Below are 15,696 nucleotides of genomic sequence, written 5' to 3' on the forward strand. Positions count from 1 at the left end.
GGAACCTCGCCAAGGGTGGAAGGTTCCACGGCATCTGCGATGCAATCCCATGCGATGCGCACCAATCGTCTGGTACGCAAGCAATCTATCTGCCGTATCCACGTCAGGAGATATCCCGATGAAGTCATCCGCATCCGTCGATCCGGCCAGCCGCAGTGCGAGGACGCACTCGCCTGAGATTCAGGAAACAGAGCTCGCCATTGCCTCCACCTCTGCGGCGGTCATCCCGCAATCCGCGCCTGATCCCGCACTCAGCCCACTTGGGCGCGCGCCCGTCAGGCGCAATAGCGGAACCACGTTAGGGGCGCTGCTAGCCAGGCCCGAGCAAGACGCCCAGGCCCTCGCTCCGCAACCGGTCACCTCATCGACTGCAACCAAGGCGACGCTGGCACGGCTTCGTCAGCAATTGGCCTCGGACAATGCACGCGCAATCGCACCGGACTTGGCGGCCGATCTGATCAGCAGGCTCAGGCCGATGAAATCGCCCGGCACCACGGGTGCGCAGGCACGCGCGGCCACGCATGCGGACTTGGTCAGCCGCATCAGCGAACAAGATGTGAGCGATTGGTACAAGGCGCAGGGGCTGAACGAAAACGACGTGGCCACCCTGCGGCGCACCGCACTGCTCTCCGGCCTGCCCAACCCGAGCGGCAGCTTCCTCACCAATGCCATGCAGTACATCGTCTCGCCGTGGATTAACTATGCGACACGCCAACCCTGGGCGGGCGCTGGGTTCGGCCTGGCGACCATGCTGGTCGCCGCACCTGTGAATGCCGGCCAACAATCGGCGGTTGTCAGCCTGTGCGAGTCGATTCGCGAACACGGCGCTCACGTCATCGTGCCGGACAAGAAGCAGATCAATGACAAGCACTGGCTCCCCGAACTGGCAAGCGCCCTCGAGGAAAAGATCGAAACGTTCGCCAACGCCTGCGACAGGTTTCGCGAGATCCAGCGTGATCCAAATTCCCCACATGCAGAACGCGCAGCGGCAGCCGAGGTCTTGCTGACAGCAGAGAAGGATCTGCACCAGGCCCAGCATGATTTCGTCATGACCCAGGGCGCGCACGATCGCCAGTGGCAAGGCAACCGCTGGCAGGCCATTCCACGCATCTTACGTTCGCCGGTCGCCAGCACGCTGGGGCTGCTCAGCAAGACAGGCGCGATGCGTGCGCTGTCGCCGACGGCGCAGACCGTTGGCGCGATGTTGATGACGGCTGCACAACATGTGGCCGCCGGTTTCGACGAGCAAGCCAAGCAGGAAGCCAACAACAAGCTCAACCTGTTGTACGCCGACGTACTGACCGCCGCAGGCAAGCAGAAGCTGGCCAGCGGCACGGCGGTCAGCGCAGAAGACATCAAGGCCGACAAACTACGCAGCCTGATCCAGTCGCCCACCCAAGCCCTGGTCAAGCGCGTCACCGCCGGGGTCGCCGAGCTGGAGAAGCTGCTGGCGGATGCGGTGACAGCAGAGGATGCGCAGCACGGCGCAATCACGGCAGACGACCGCGACATCGAGGCCGGCGACGCCAGCAAGGCAATGCAGGACCTGCGCTTGCTGCGCAACGACCTTGAGGCATTGCGTGAGGGCAGGCTCGACCAAATCGACCCGAACGGCACCGCATCCAAGCTGCTTATCGGTGCCGAAAAATCTGTGCTGTCGCAGCAGCTGTTCAACGATATCGCCAAGAAATACAACTATCTCGAGTTCACCGCGCAAACCGCACAGCGCATCGGCCAGATGTTCCATCTGGTCTTCCTGGGCAGCGCCGCATCGTCGGTGATCAGCAAACTCGTTTCGGCCGCCCAGGGCGGGACCCGCAATGCTCCGGTCGCGCAAAGCCTGGCGGTGTCGGCGATATCCGGAGGCATGGCCACCGTTGGCGCCCTGAACCAGCACACCGCCATCACCATCAAGAACAACCGTCGCGAGGGAAGCACCGACATCGGGCTGGGCAAGCAGGTAAGCCGCGGCGTCATGGGCGCGATGCATGAAACGCTCTCCCAGCGCCGTGCGACCAAGGCCAGCAAGGCCATCAACGCCTTGTTGGAGGGCAATGACGTTGAAGCGCTGCTAGCAGCGGCAAGAGCGTTGCCTGCGCAGGAGGCAAGCGCCTCTTCCAGCCAGCCACAGGATCTGCCATCGACATCCAGGGCGGCACCACCGCGCCGGGAACATGTTTCGGCCCCGAGTAGCCCGAACCGATCGAGGCTGGGGCAGACGAACGACGAGATAACCCGGTCCAAGAGTGCTCGGAACTTGGGGGTGGAACTCCACGAGTTCGCGCGCATGGCCGGCAAACACTCCAAGGATTTGGTGTGAGGTGATCATCCGGCATGTTGCAGGGCCTTGCCTGCCTGCAACATGCCGCATGCCGTGCCCCGGGCGCGGGACGAAGGCATGGGTCAGCAAGCCTGACCACACGCACTGCCGGCATGCAGGCAGCGTGATCCCGATGCGGACTTTGTTCGAAAGATGCCGAGGGTTTTGAGTCGCCCGATTGTTCATCGCAGCGCATGTGCACGTCAGCGCTGTGTGCGAAGGCCGCTCGGCGATGGGCGTCACCCAGCCACGCAGTCGATGGACGCGACGTCATGCCCAGCACGAACAGCACGATGGCGATGATGATGCCCGCCCAGAACAGGAACTTGGCGATCCCCATCGCCGCGCCGGCCATGCGTGCGAAGCCAGCCGCCGCACCGGACGCGACCTTATCCATTGGCGATATCGTTTGACGATGGGTGTACGGCGTCCTCGGCGGCCGCGCTGGCGCGCGGATGCCGAAGCGGACTCAGTGCCGGATCAGGACAGCATCAGGCCGAACATGCACACCGCTGCATCGTTCACCTCGGCGCTGAACGACGCGAGATCGCCCCTATGAGCGTCGGATCGTCGCCGCTCTGCCAAAGGCATCGATCCTCGGCCATCGTGCGGCTGGCGACCGCAGCCCAAGCGCGCAGACACCGCACGTGGCCGGCGAATGTGAGCGACATGTGTGCAAGGCAGGCTGCCAGTGGGCGACGCTCACGGCCTGCTCGCTGGGGCATGCGGAGTCTGGGGCCTCCCAACCCACATGGAATGCGTTCATGAAAACGATCAACGTCATCACTCTGGTGCTTCTTATCGTCGGCGGATTGAACTGGGGGCTGGTGGGCCTGTTCCAGTTCGATCTGGTTGCCGCACTGTTCGGCGGACAGGACGCGCTGCTGTCGCGTGTGGTCTACACGCTGGTGGGTGTCTCGGCGCTGTGGCAGCTGGTACCGCTGTTCCGCAACAACCATGGCACCGCCGAGCATCACACCAGCCCGCACGTGCGCAACAATCCGTAATCTCCTGCCCGCGGCAGGTCTGCGCATCTGCACATGACGCCGACGCGCTGCGTCGGCGTCATGCCATGCAATGCATGCTTTGCGTCCGGGCGCGTGGTCGGCAAGAATCGCAGACACCTCCCTGCTGGCTGCCTTCATGCTCCTGCGCACTGTTGCTTCCGCCTGCCTGCTCGCCCTGCTGCTACCCGCAGCCGCCAACGCGGCTTACCGTAGCCCGCAACAGATTCTCGACAGCTCGCCGAGCAGTGCCTGGCGCGCGCTCGATCCGGACCGCACGCTGTACCTGGAGCTGGATGCCGGCCGGGTCATCATCGAGCTGGCGCCGCAATTCGCGCCGGAACACGTCGCCAACATTCGCACGCTGGCACATGAGCGCTTCTGGGACGGGCTGAGCATCTATCGCTCGCAGGACAATTTCGTGGTGCAGTTCGGCGACCCCGATGGCGAGACACCGGCCAAGGCTAAATCGCTGGGCTCGGCCAAGACGCATCTGCCTGCCGAATTCGAACGCCCATCGCAGGGCCTGGATTTCCAACGCCTACCCGATAGCGATGGCTGGGCGCCGCAGGTGGGCTTTGTCGACGGCTTCCCGGTCGGCCGCGACACGGCCACCGGCAAGACCTGGCTGGCGCATTGCTACGGCACCCTGGGCGCAGGCCGCAACAACGACGAAGACAGCAGCATCGGCGCCGAACTGTACGTGGTCACCGGGCAATCGCCGCGCCAGTTGGATCGCAACATCACCGTGGTCGGGCGTGTGGTCAAGGGCATGGAATTGCTCAGCGTGACGCCGCGCGGCCCCGACCCGATGGGCTTCTACGAAGACCCCGCGCAACGCGCGCCGATCCGCGCGATCCGGCTGGCCAGCGAAGTGCCAGCGCCCGAGCGCACACCGCTGCAATTGCTGCGCACCGACAGCCAGACCTTTCGCGACGTGGTCGAGGCGCGCCGCAACCGCAAGGACGATTTCTACAAGCGCCCGGCCGGGCACATCGACCTGTGCAATGTGCCATTGCCGGTGCGTGCGCCGCCGGCGGGTTGAATCGGAATCGGGAATCGAGAATCGAAAAAGCGAGTCGCGTCCGTTCAGCGGGCGCGCTGGCTGAAGGCGACGCTGCCGAGGATCAGCACCGCGGCGACCAGCATGGTCCAGGTGAGCGGTTCGCCCAGCAGCGACCATGCCAGCAGCGCGCCGAACACCGGCACCAGATAGGTCACCGTGGACGCACGGGCCGGGCCGATGCGCTGGATCAGCCGGTAATACATCAAGAACGCCAGCCCGGTGCACACCACACCCAGCGCGGTGGCGCAGGCCCACACCAGCGCCGGCACCGGCGTGGTCGGCCATTGCCACCAGGCCAAGGGCGCCAGCAAGAGCGCACTGCAGCCCAGGGTGGACGCCGCCGACGCAGCAGGCGGCAAATCGCCCATATGGCGCTTCACCAGGTTGTAGCCGATGCCGTACAGCAGCGAGGCAGTTGCACCAGCCAGCGCTGCCGGCCCGACGCTCAGACCGGCGGATTTGCCGGTGGCCAACACCAGCACGCCGATAAACCCCACCAGCAACGCCAGTGCGCGACGCGTGCCGATTCGTTCGCCGAAAAACAGGAAGGCGATCAGCGCGGTAAACAGCACCGTCATCGCGTTGCAGATCGCCCCGACTGCCGCCGGTGCATGTTGCGCGCCCCAAGCGAACAGCAGGAACGGCAACGCCGAGTTGAGCACACCGATTGCCGCCAGCATCGGCCAGCGATGCAACGGGAAACGTTCGCGTGCCAGCCACAGGAATGGCAGCAGCACCAACGCACCCAGCGCCAGGCGAATTTCCACCAGTGCCACGGTGCCGAACTTGGGCGCGGCCACGCGCATGAACAGGAACGAGCAGCCCCACACGACGCCCAGGAAACCAAGCTCAAGCGGCGTGCGCCAGTGGTGGACCGCAAGCTCCGCCTGCGCCGGAGATTGGGCGCTCATGGCCGTGCTCCCGAACCGTGCCATGCAGGAATGAAACGGCAGAAGACAGCAGCAGGCAGACAAAGAGACATGGCACGATCGTCGCGAAGGGATGACGCAGCATCGGTTGCCGCCATGGGCGCGACAAGCGCGTAGTATCGGGGCGAGCCACAAATCTCACTCATGCCTCGATGAATCTGCGTCCTACCCTGTTGCCTGCGCTGGGCGTGTTCGCCGCGGCCGCCCGCCACCAGAACTTCGCCCACGCCGCCGAAGAACTGCACCTCACCGCCAGCGCAGTCAGCCACCATGTGCGCAAGCTCGAAGCGCTGCTGGGTGCGACCTTGTTCCAGCGGCTACCGCGCGGCGTCAAGCTCACCGCCGAAGGCCGCCAGCTGGCCGATGCGGCCACCGCCGCGCTGGCCGAGATTGCTGCGGTCGCCGGCAACCTGCATCCGCGCGAAGACGCCATTCCACTGCGCGTCACCACGTTGCGGTCGCTGTCGTACTGCTGGTTGTTGCCGCGGCTGCCGCGCTTTTGCCGCGCCTATCCGCATATCCGCATGGACCTGCAATCGGATACGGCGTTTTCGCGTTTCGAAGAAGGCGGCCCGGACCTGGGCATTCGCTATGGCCAAGGCGCATGGCCCGGACTGACCTCGCATCATCTGATGGACGACGAGCTGTTCCCGGTGGCCTCGCCGTCGTTGCCGGAAGTGGCTGCCCTGCGCACGCCGGCGCAGATCGCGCAATTGCCGCTGCTGACCGACATGTCGCCGCAGGGGTGGCGCGACTGGTTCCGCGCAGCCCAGGTCCGCGGTACCACCGTGCCGCCCATGCACACCTTCAACGACAGCACCGATGCAATGCGCGCCGCCGTGTATGGCCTGGGCGCGGTGCTGGCGCGCAAGCACATCGCCCAGCCCTACCTGCAGCGTTACGAACTGGTACGCCTGCCCGGCCCCACGCTCAAGGCGCGTTACGCGTACTACATCGTGCACCTCAGCCACCGCGAGCTCAGCCCGGCCGCGGCATTGTTCATCGACTGGCTCAAGCGCGAAGCACAGGACGAACGCACCCCGATGCCGGCACTGCCTGCCGAGCTGGTGGCGTTGCCGCGGAGCGAAGATATACAGGAGCCGCGTGCGCGGCGACGTTTGCCTGGCGCATCGGCGGCGAAATGAAATCACCCGGGGATCTCGAAGATTTTGCTGCCCTTCGCGCTAGGGGAAAAGGTGCGCCGCAGGGGCGAATGACGGTAAGAGCGCGGTAGTGGAGCCTGCTGCACTTGCGGGTTCGCCCCGTCCCCTCACCTCCGCCCCATGCCGCGCCTTTGCCCGCGCCAAGAGCGCGCGCGCCAAGAGCGCGCGCGCCATTGGCGCGCAAGCATTGCATCGGCGCCCTGCAGGAGAGGGCTACAAACACGCCCTGAGCGACGCTGCATAAATCGCTTGACAGCCAGCCCCATCAAGATCATTAATTAGCTAATTCGTTAATTAGCTAAACCCATCCATGTCAATCGATCGCATTTTCGAGGCCCTGGCTTCCCGGCCACGCCGGGAAATCCTGGCCTACCTGTCTGCGCAGGAATTGACTGCCGGACAGATCGGCGAACGGTTTGCGATGAGCGCACCAGCAATTTCGCGCCATCTCTCCGTGCTGTCTGCGGCCGGGCTGGTCAGCAGCGAGCGCCGCGGCCAATTCGTGGTGTATCGGCTGACGCCCGACAACATGGTCAATACGCTCAGCGGCTTCGCATTCGAGGTCTGTCCCAAGGCAGGCCCGCTGCAGCGCGAGTCGCGCAAGCTGGCGAAAAAGACCCGCTGATCCTCCACTCGACTTCTGCTGCAAGGACATGCCATGGACCCCCAACGGATCGTCGCAGACACAAGCTTTCCACGTGTATCGCTGCCCTCGTACAGCGGTGGCCGCCCGGTCGAGGTGATGCTGATCGCGCAACTGGACCCAGGCGCAGGCGATAGCTTGATTGCGCAGACCGGCGAACGGCAGCGATGCCACCCTGCGCACCACGATGCCCTGGATGAACCGTCGGCGCAGTTGTCGGCACCGGACTTCGGCCATGACGATCGTGCCTCGCTATTTTCGTTTTCGGTCGGACCGCAGGGGCATCCGTTTCACTGCCATGCCGGCAATCGCGTGTTCACCGCAATCACCGGAAGCGGCGGTGCACAACTGCGCTTTTCCACCGCGTCGGCGCAGCAGTTGCGTCAGGACCCGCGGGCCTTCCTGCAGGCGTTGCGCTACGTGGATCTGCCCGGCGACAGCCTGTTTACGGTGCGCTTCGGCGGCGGAACGTGGCACCAGTTCGTACCTTCGCAGTGGAACGCGCCACACTCGGCGTTCTTTGCGCTGTCCTGCCATCCGGACGAAGCCGGCGGCGACTTGAGCCCCGAGCAGCAAGCCTTGGTCACGCAAGGCACGGCGACCATTGCCAGCTTGACCGAGCTGCTGCCGCCTCCCGTCGCAGCGCTGCTGCAGTCCGATGCCTTTCATGCGGCGGATGTGCCTACCGTGTCGCTGTCGCTGCACGTCAAACCGCAGAGCTGGCAGCAGCGCGCCTGTGGCCGTGTGCGCCGCTGGAGCGGGCGCATCCGCCAGCTGCCGCCGCGTACCCGCCGCCCCGGATTTGTCGCCACCCGTGTGGCACCGCTACGGATCCGCTCGCTGCAGGCACTGCCGGCCGATGCATTGCTGCGCGAGCAGTTGGGCGAGCAGGTGCATTTTCAGGACACCCATCAGCTGCGTTTGGACACACGCCAACTGCGCAGCGACAGCCTGCAAGGCCTGATGTGCGACTTGCTGCAGGCATTCATCGATCAGCCGCCGGGCGGCGTGAGCGGTTTGATGCGTCTGCGCAACCTGATGGTCAAGCCATTGGGACTACGCACCTCGCATCTAGGCTGCCCGGTGTCTTCGTTGCTCGACCCGAGCGCAGCGCACCGTTTCGCCGGGCGCTTCCCAGTGCTGGCACAACGCAGCGACGCCGATGGGCAGCAAGTGCAGATCGTGCTGGGCGCCGACGACAAACATCTGCGCTTCCGCTCGTCGGTGGCACTGCGTCGGGTCGGCACGCACGAGATCGAGCTGACGATGGCCACACGGGTGAGCTGCCGCAACTGGTTTGGCCGCATTTACATGGCCTGCATCCATCACGCGCATCACCACTACGTCATGCCGACGATGCTGCGCGCCGCAGTGAGCCGGGTAATGCATTCCGACCCGGTCACACGCCAGGCATGGCCGGCACAGCCGGCGTGATGTGAGCAGCGCACCGTCACCTGGTTTTGTCCTGGCGATGCCTAGGCTTGATGTCCCCAATCCACAGGATACTCCCATGCCTACCCTCCGCATGCGCATCACCGGCACCGACGACGACGCGCGTGCCATTGCCAACCTGCTGCAAAGCATCGACGGCATCGAGCACGTAGAAGAAGTGGACGACCTGATGCCGCACCTGGACGACGAAGATTCCAGCTCAGCAGGCCTGTCGGACGACGAAGGTCCGGGCAGCCACGAGTTCGAAGTGGAAGCCGGCAACGAGGCTACCGCGCAGAAGGTACGTGACGCAGTGCAAGAGCTGGCGCTGCAGCTGGATGTGTTTGTGGAATACGAAGTCGACGAAGGTTGAGCCAGGCTCAACCTACTTGCCGCACATGACTGCCCGGCTGGATAGCAGGTGACGCTGTGACGCGTCTGCTGCGCGTTGGCATGTGCTGCGTGCTTGAGCCGCGTGCGCCCAGCACTGACAACGCACGCCGCATGCAACATCAAATCGAATGACCCCGCAGCTGCGCGCCAGTACCGCGCAGCTGCGGTGCATCAGGACATCCGGCGCCGACGTACGCGCCAGCGCCACGCCTGCAGCAACAACCAGCCGGCGATCAGTGCGACCACAGCCACCGGCAGCAGCGCCGCCACTGCGCGGATAACGAATGCCACGCTGCTGGAAAACACCTCGCCGAACTCGGCAGCGGCTTCTGCGATCTCGCCCCTGCCCTGCTCGCCACCGGTGCTGCTGAAATTGAGCGTCAGCAGCTGCGTGCGCACCCGACGCTGCTGTTGCGCGGCTTGCTGTTGGGTCTGCTGCGCTTCGGCCTCGATCTCGGCCAGCCGCTTGGACAGGGCCAGCAGATCGGTCACCGCCAGATCGCGGCGCTGCTGCAATTCCAGCAGGCGCGCATGCTCTTTTTGCAGCCGGGCCTGCGCCAGGCTGGTGTCGGCGATCTGCTGCGCCAGGTCTTCGGCCCGCGTGCTACGCGCGGCGACATCGCCATGCTGGCCGGCCAACTGCACCATGGGTTCGATCCCGTCTGGCGCCAGCCGTACGCTGACGCGCCCACTGGGGTCGCGCCCACCTTCCTGCTCGACCGCCAGCAAGGCGCAGTCGCCGAACTGCGCGCCCTGGCAGGCAGTGCGTATCGCGGCGATGCGCTGGCCGATCTGGTCGGCAGGCAGCTCGATCCGCACATCGTGCTCGTAGGCCAACGCATTGCTCTGCGCGGCGGGCGGTGCCGGCGCCGCAGCGCCGCCATCGGCCGCCATCTCTGCGTGATGCTTCGCACACCCGCATAGCGCCCATCCCAGCAGCATCGCGGTGGCGTACCGCTGCATGGCGCGGCTCATCGGCTGGCTCCGTCGACGGCATGCACCTGCAGCCCGGCAAGATCCAGGGCCGGCAGGCAACGCACATTGACCGCGACGCCCATTTTCGCCGGTCTTGGGATTGAGGCCTTCGCTGAAGGGCGCGATCCCGCACTGCGGGCAATAGTGGTGATCGATGTGCTGCTGGTTGAAACGGTAGCTGCCGACAGCTTCCGGCGTGGCCTGAAGCTGCAGCTGGGTGCGCGCGCCGAACCAGAGCAAGCCGCCGCGGCGGCGACACAGCGAACAGTTGCAGTCGTAGACCTCGGTGATGGGCGCTTCGGTCTGCAGATCGAACGCGATGCGTCCGCAATGACAGCTACCGGCATAGTGCATGTGATCCTCCTTGGAACAGGCCACCGTGCGGGTGGCAAGCATGATGTTGCGTCTACGCGCAGCCTGAGGAGCGAGGCGGCGCCCGGGAACCGGAGTGTACGAGCGATCGCGCCCGCAACGTGCACCCGTCGTGTGCCCCGCGCGATCGCGCCGCTGACCGGCTGGCAGGATCGGGGGCGGCCGTCCCTGCGTGGTGAGCATCTGTGAGGGAACCTGGAGGGCGCGCAGAAGCCGGAGGGTGCAAGCGGCACAAGCAGGTCCAAGCCTCGGCCGCGCCCGCCTGGCGGTGGGGGCGGCCGATTTATTGGCTGACCCACACCAATGGCGGATGCGCATGCGCGCGCAGATGCCTATGCTGGCGGTTTGATTCCACCAGGACCCACGATGCGTCAACGCCTGCTTGTCCTCGCCCTGCTCGCCGGCCTCAGCGCCTGCCAGCAACAGCCCGAATCGCCGCAAGCCGGCACCACCGCAGCTCCCACCCAGGACGCACAGACCCCGGATGCGCGCTTTGCCGCATTGTCCAAACAGGCCCTTGACACCTGGATGCAGCTGTCGCCGGTGACCGCCACCCAGACCGGCGACCATCGCTTCGATGCGCAGATCGACGACCTGAGCGCCGGCGGCCGCCAGCGCAGCGTGGATGCGGGCAAGAAGCTGCTGGCCACCCTGGATGCGATCGACGTCACCAAGCTCTCGCGCGAGAACCAGGTGGATGCGGCCATTCTGCGCAACCAGCTGCAATCGGAGATCTGGAATACCGAGGTGCTGCAAAGCTGGGCCTGGGACCCGCAGCTCTACAACGGCCTGGCCGGCAGCGCGCTGTACAGCCTGATGGCGCGCGAATTCGCGCCGCTGCCCGAGCGCCTGACTGCGGCCACCCAGCGCATGGAAAAGATCCCGAGCATCTTTGCGCAGGCACGCGAGAACCTGGACCCGGCGCGCGTGCCGAAGATCCATGCCGAAACGGTGGCCAAGCAGAACAAGGGCATCCTGAGCATCGTCGACAGCTTCATCGCGCCCAACATCAGCCAGCTTGGCCCGATCGAGGCGGCGAGTGCGCAGGCGGCCATCGACAACCTGCGCAAGGCAGTGGCCGAGCAGCAGACCTGGCTGGACACCGTGCTGGTCCCCAATGCCAAGGGCGACTTCCGCATCGGTGCGGAAAAATACGATCAGAAGCTGAAATTCGCACTGCTGTCGTCGCTGTCGCGTGCCGACATCAAACAGCGTGCCGAATCCGAGCTCAAGCGCGTGCGCAGCGACATGTACGGGATTGCACGCACGGTGCTCAAGGACAAGCCCGGCGCCCCCAAGTTGCCCGAATCGCCCACCGACGACCAGCAGCAGGCGGCGATCGAAGCGGCCCTGGAGCTGGCGTATGCCGACAAGCCGGCGCGCGACAAGGTGGTGGACGCCGCCAAGGCCGCGCTGGCGCAATCGACCGAGTTCGTGCGCCAGAAGGATTTGATGACGCTGCCCGATTCGCCGGTGGACATCATCCTGATGCCGGAATTCCAGCGTGGCGTCGCGGTGGCGTATTGCGATTCGCCCGGCCCGCTCGACAAGAATCTGAAGACGTTCTACGCGGTGTCGCCGATTCCCGACGACTGGAACGACAAGCAGGTCGATTCGTTCCTGCGCGAATACAACACCCGCATGATCCAGCTGCTCAGCATCCATGAGGGCACCCCGGGTCATTACCTGGAAGGCTGGCATTCGGCCAAGTTCCCCTCCACGCTGCGCGCGGTGCTGCGCTCTGGCATGTTCGCCGAAGGCTGGGCGGTGTACACCGAGCGCATGATGCAGGAGCAGGGTTACCTGGATAACGACCCGCTGTTCCACCTGGTGCAGCTCAAGTTCTACCTGCGCACCATCGCCAATGCCATTCTCGACCAGGGCGTGCATGTGGACGGCTGGGATCGCGACAAGGCGATGCACCTGATGACCCACGACACCTTCCAGCAGGAAAGCGAAGCGGCGGGCAAGTGGGTGCGTGCACAGCTCTCGTCCGCACAGCTGCCGACCTACTTCGTTGGCGTGCAGGAACATCTGGACACGCGCAAGGCGGTACAGGACAAGCTCGGCGAGACCTTCAACCTGAAGGCCTATCACGACCAGATGCTGTCGTACGGCGCACCGCCGGTCCGCTTCGCGCGCGAGCTGATGCTGGATCAACCGATCGAGTGATTGATCCGTCACCCACGCGCGGGAGAGGGGCGTGCTCCGGTAGCCGAATAAGCGGCTGCATGCCGCCCTTCTCCCGCGCGCGGGAGAAAGTGCCCCGCAGGGGGGCGCCTGGCAAAAAGGTGTCACCACCTACGGCGTCGAACGCGTCGCCACGCGCCTCCAGAAATGACACACCAAGTGGCTTCCCTCGTGCCCTCACCCCAACCCCTCTCCCGCACGCGGGAGAGGGGCGTGCTCCGGCAGCCGAATAAGCGGTTGCATGCGGCCCTTCTCCCGCGCGCGGGAGAAGGTGCCCCGCAGGGGGCGCCTCGCAGAGGTGTCACCGCCTGCGATGCCAAACGCGTCGCCACGCGCCTTCGGAATGAAACGGCAGGTGGCTTCCCACGTGCCCTCACCGTGCCCTCGCCCCACCCCCTCTCCCGCACGCGGGAGAGCGGCGTCCTACGGCGGCCGAATAAGCGGTCGCATGTGGCCCCTCTCCCGCACGCAGGAGAAGGGCTACGGTCGCGCCGAGCTCGCGCATCTCTTCAATCACGCATCCGCAGCAACAAATCCACCGGTCTGCCGCGCCCACAGGCGCGCATACAGTCCGCCATGCGCGATCAACTCCGCATGCGTGCCGGTCTCGACGATGCGGCCGCCGTCCATCACCACCAGCCGGTCCATGCGCGCGATGGTCGAGAGCCGATGCGCGATGGCAATCACCGTCTTGTTGCCCATCAGCGCGTCCAGGCTGTCCTGGATGGCGGCCTCCACTTCCGAATCCAGCGCCGAGGTCGCCTCGTCCAGGATCAGGATCGGCGCGTCCTTGAGCAATACCCGCGCAATTGCAATGCGCTGGCGCTGACCGCCGGAGAGTTTCACCCCGCGCTCGCCCACATGCGCATCGAAACCGCGACGGCCTTCGCCATCGATCAGCGTGTCGATGAAACTGTCGGCGCGGGCCTTGCGCACGGCGTCGAGAAGTTGCGCCTCGCTGGCCTGCGGCCGCCCGTACAGCAGGTTATCGCGGATCGAGCGATGCAACAGCGAGGTGTCCTGGGTCACCAACCGATCTGCCCGCGCAGGCTTTCCTGCGTCACGCTCGCGATGTCCTGCCCGTCGATCAGGATGCGGCCCTGCTCCAGGTCGTACAGCCGCAGCAACACATTGACCAGGGTGGATTTGCCGGCACCGGACGGCCCGACCAGGCCGATCTTTTCGCCGGCGCGCACCTGCAGATCCAGCCCGGCAATCACCCCACCGCGCTTGCCGTAGTGGAAATGGATGTGCTCGAACTGCACCTGCCCCTGGGTTACCTGCAGCGGCACCGCATCCGCTGCATCCTGTACCTGCACCGGTTGCGAGATGGTCTGCATGCCGTCCTGCACGGTGCCGATGTCCTCGAAGATGCCGTTGACCGTCCACATGATCCAGCCGGACATGTTGTGGATACGGATCACCAAGCCGGTGGCCAGGGTGATCGCGCCCACGCTGATCTGGCCGCGGCTCCACAACCACAGCGCCAGCGCGCAGGTCCCCACGATCAAAAAACCGTTTGCCACGGCGATGGCGGTATCCATGGCGGTGGTCACCCGGGTCTGCCCGCGATGCTTGACCGCCAGCTCGTCGATGGCATCGCGCACATACGCCTGTTCGCGGCCGGCATGGGCGAACAACTTGAGCGTGGAAATATTGGTATAGCCATCGACGATGCGGCCGGTCGCCTTGGAGCGCGCATCGGAGGCAACCCATGCGCGCGCCTTCATGCGCGGCACGAAGAACGCCATCAGCGCGACGTACACCACCAGCCAGAGCAGCAGCGGCGCCATCAACCAGGGGTCTGCCTGCGCGAACAGCCACAGCGCACTGCCGGTATAGACCACGATGTACCACAGTGCATCCACCATCTGCACGGCCGATTCGCGCAGCGAGGTGCCGGTCTGCATCACCCGGTTGGCGATGCGCCCGGCAAAATCGTTGTTGAAGAAGCCCAGGCTCTGGCGCACCACGTAGTTGTGCATCAGCCAGCGCGAACGGTTGCTCAGGCCCGGCACGATCGCCTGATTGACCAACAAATTGTGCAAGCCGGTGAAAAACGGCCTTGCCACCAGCGTGATCACCGCCATCCAGATCAGTTCGCCCGCATGCTGCCGGAAGAAATCCGGCCCTGGCTTGCCGGCAAGCATGTCGACGATGCGGCCGAGGAAATCGAACATCGCCACTTCCACCAGCGCCAGCAACAGCCCGGCGATCAAGGTGGCTAGCAGGATCGGCCACAACGGCCGCAGATAATGCAGATAGAAGCGCCACACGCTGCGTGGCGGCATCTCCCGCTCGATCGGCGGGAAAATATCGATCAGGGACTCGAACCAGCGGAACATGGCGCAGACTTCAAAAAAACCGGGGTCCCAGGCTAGCCGATCGGGCGTCAAGCCGCAGTGGCGCGGATCGGCACGCGCGGCCTGGTCAGCCCATGCAATGGGTCAATGCTCTGGCGATGAGAACTAGAGACGAGGTCTGCAGCGCCTTCGCCCCTGGGGCGCCACCACTGTCACTCGCGCACGCGCGCGAGCAGGCGATTGACCTCCGGCAGATCGAAATGCCCGGGTTCCAAGCGCCCACCCAAGCTCGCCAGTTCCTGCACATGCTGCGGGTGGTCCGGGTCGGCGATGATGCGCAACAGCGCCTGGTAATGACCGATGCCGCCACTGCGCTCCGGCGGGCAGGCATTGGCACCGTCCATGCAGCGCGCCACGCGAAGGCCGGCATCGGCCGGCAACCGCGCTTCCACCTGCAGGCGATGTTGCCAGCCGGCGCCGGCGCCGTAGAAATAATCGAAGCCTTCCAGCGCGCCCACCGCGCTTTCCAGCGTGACACGCCCGGCGTGCTTGAGCCGGGGACGCTCGGGCACATCCAGCCCGGATTCGCCATAACGTCCGCCACCAAGGTCGAACTCGTAGGGATGGATGCCAGTCCAGCCCATCACCGGCTGCAACACGCGATGCAGCGTGGCCAGGCGCACCGCACCGGACACCAGCAGGCGCCGCCAGATCAGCGGCGCACTGCCGGTCAATGCCACATGCAGTTGATACACCGGCGCAGGTGCCTGCAGCGCTTGCTGCGCGGATTTCTTTCTTGCCTTGGTCATCATGTGATGCGTTTGCCTGCCTGTTACCAGTATGGCGTGCCAGGCAGGCGAATGCAGACGCCGTCCAGCTCCGCGCGTCAGTCGACTGCGCAACGCCA

General features: G+C 65.3%; 11 protein-coding genes and 3 pseudogenes. 8 read left to right on the top strand and 6 right to left on the bottom strand.

The features are described from left to right. Positions 1-118 precede the first annotated feature (118 nt). Entirely contained in the window at positions 119-2,320 is a 2,202-nt protein-coding gene (xopN, locus tag FLG15_RS14040) for a type III secretion system effector XopN (protein ID WP_057677474.1), read from the top strand. Between the two features lie 268 nt (positions 2,321-2,588). On the opposite strand, the pseudogene FLG15_RS14045 reads toward xopN, so the two are convergent. Further along, a pseudogene (locus tag FLG15_RS14045) lies at positions 2,589-2,693 on the bottom strand (DUF1328 domain-containing protein); the annotation flags it as partial. Between the two features lie 391 nt (positions 2,694-3,084). Between FLG15_RS14045 and FLG15_RS14050 the strand changes: the two are divergent. Both FLG15_RS14050 and FLG15_RS14055 read left to right on the top strand, forming a co-directional pair. After that, positions 3,085-3,327 (top strand): DUF378 domain-containing protein, encoded by a 243-nt coding sequence (locus FLG15_RS14050; RefSeq protein WP_017157139.1) that lies wholly within the window; start codon positions 3,085-3,087, stop codon positions 3,325-3,327. 70 nt (positions 3,328-3,397) lie between these two features. Next, a complete protein-coding gene (locus tag FLG15_RS14055; protein WP_057677473.1) occupies positions 3,398-4,369 on the top strand; it encodes a peptidylprolyl isomerase in 972 nt (323 codons plus the stop codon). 44 nt (positions 4,370-4,413) lie between these two features. On the opposite strand, the gene FLG15_RS14060 is transcribed toward FLG15_RS14055, so the two are convergent. Then, a complete protein-coding gene (locus FLG15_RS14060; protein WP_150146607.1) occupies positions 4,414-5,301 on the bottom strand; it encodes a DMT family transporter in 888 nt (295 codons plus the stop codon). Between the two features lie 170 nt (positions 5,302-5,471). Here FLG15_RS14060 and FLG15_RS14065 point away from each other — a divergent pair, with 170 nt between their 5' ends. The 4 genes from FLG15_RS14065 (at position 5,472) to FLG15_RS14080 (ending at position 8,929) form a co-directional block, all read left to right on the top strand. Next, on the top strand, positions 5,472-6,464 hold the full coding sequence (locus tag FLG15_RS14065; RefSeq protein WP_057677472.1) for a LysR substrate-binding domain-containing protein: 993 nt from the start codon (positions 5,472-5,474) through the stop codon (positions 6,462-6,464). A 328-nt stretch (positions 6,465-6,792) separates the two neighbouring features. Then, on the top strand, positions 6,793-7,107 hold the full coding sequence (locus tag FLG15_RS14070) for a metalloregulator ArsR/SmtB family transcription factor (protein WP_017157135.1): 315 nt from the start codon (positions 6,793-6,795) through the stop codon (positions 7,105-7,107). A 117-nt stretch (positions 7,108-7,224) separates the two neighbouring features. After that, a complete protein-coding gene (locus FLG15_RS14075; RefSeq protein WP_237377097.1) occupies positions 7,225-8,559 on the top strand; it encodes a DUF2867 domain-containing protein in 1,335 nt (444 codons plus the stop codon). 76 nt (positions 8,560-8,635) lie between these two features. Continuing rightward, on the top strand, positions 8,636-8,929 hold the full coding sequence (locus FLG15_RS14080; protein WP_005912915.1) for a hypothetical protein: 294 nt from the start codon (positions 8,636-8,638) through the stop codon (positions 8,927-8,929). 191 nt (positions 8,930-9,120) lie between these two features. Here the strand turns inward: FLG15_RS14080 and FLG15_RS14085 are convergent, their stop codons facing one another. Further along, positions 9,121-9,924 (bottom strand): DUF4349 domain-containing protein, encoded by an 804-nt coding sequence (locus FLG15_RS14085; RefSeq protein WP_057677471.1) that lies wholly within the window; start codon positions 9,922-9,924, stop codon positions 9,121-9,123. After that, positions 9,921-10,320 (bottom strand): annotated as a pseudogene (locus FLG15_RS14090) (GFA family protein). Before FLG15_RS14090 ends, FLG15_RS14085 begins: the two are co-directional and overlap by 4 nt. Positions 10,321-10,662: 342 nt before the next feature. Between FLG15_RS14090 and FLG15_RS14095 the strand changes: the two are divergent. Next, positions 10,663-12,468 (top strand): DUF885 domain-containing protein, encoded by a 1,806-nt coding sequence (locus FLG15_RS14095; protein WP_057677499.1) that lies wholly within the window; start codon positions 10,663-10,665, stop codon positions 12,466-12,468. 531 nt (positions 12,469-12,999) lie between these two features. Here FLG15_RS14095 and FLG15_RS14100 read toward each other — a convergent pair. Continuing rightward, positions 13,000-14,831: pseudogene (locus FLG15_RS14100) on the bottom strand (ABC transporter ATP-binding protein). Positions 14,832-15,001: 170 nt separating this feature from the next. Beyond that, positions 15,002-15,601: a plasmid pRiA4b ORF-3 family protein gene (locus FLG15_RS14105; RefSeq protein ID WP_057677469.1), complete on the bottom strand. Its 600-nt coding sequence runs from the start codon at positions 15,599-15,601 to the stop codon at positions 15,002-15,004. Between the last annotated feature and the right edge of the window lie 95 nt (positions 15,602-15,696).

This window comes from Xanthomonas phaseoli pv. dieffenbachiae (assembly GCF_008639345.1).
Lineage (GTDB): Bacteria > Pseudomonadota > Gammaproteobacteria > Xanthomonadales > Xanthomonadaceae > Xanthomonas > Xanthomonas phaseoli.

What these genes read in the sequence shown, in the direction of transcription:
- xopN (WP_057677474.1), top strand. Translation starts at nt 119, where the DNA reads ATGAAGTCATCCGCATCCGTCGATCCGGCCAGCCGCAGTGCGAGGACG.
- FLG15_RS14050 (WP_017157139.1), top strand. Translation starts at nt 3,085, where the DNA reads ATGAAAACGATCAACGTCATCACTCTGGTGCTTCTTATCGTCGGCGGA.
- FLG15_RS14055 (WP_057677473.1), top strand. Translation starts at nt 3,398, where the DNA reads ATGCATGCTTTGCGTCCGGGCGCGTGGTCGGCAAGAATCGCAGACACC.
- FLG15_RS14060 (WP_150146607.1), bottom strand. Translation starts at nt 5,301, where the DNA reads ATGAGCGCCCAATCTCCGGCGCAGGCGGAGCTTGCGGTCCACCACTGG.
- FLG15_RS14065 (WP_057677472.1), top strand. Translation starts at nt 5,472, where the DNA reads ATGAATCTGCGTCCTACCCTGTTGCCTGCGCTGGGCGTGTTCGCCGCG.
- FLG15_RS14070 (WP_017157135.1), top strand. Translation starts at nt 6,793, where the DNA reads ATGTCAATCGATCGCATTTTCGAGGCCCTGGCTTCCCGGCCACGCCGG.
- FLG15_RS14075 (WP_237377097.1), top strand. Translation starts at nt 7,225, where the DNA reads ATGCTGATCGCGCAACTGGACCCAGGCGCAGGCGATAGCTTGATTGCG.
- FLG15_RS14080 (WP_005912915.1), top strand. Translation starts at nt 8,636, where the DNA reads ATGCCTACCCTCCGCATGCGCATCACCGGCACCGACGACGACGCGCGT.
- FLG15_RS14085 (WP_057677471.1), bottom strand. Translation starts at nt 9,924, where the DNA reads ATGAGCCGCGCCATGCAGCGGTACGCCACCGCGATGCTGCTGGGATGG.
- FLG15_RS14095 (WP_057677499.1), top strand. Translation starts at nt 10,663, where the DNA reads ATGCGTCAACGCCTGCTTGTCCTCGCCCTGCTCGCCGGCCTCAGCGCC.
- FLG15_RS14105 (WP_057677469.1), bottom strand. Translation starts at nt 15,601, where the DNA reads ATGATGACCAAGGCAAGAAAGAAATCCGCGCAGCAAGCGCTGCAGGCA.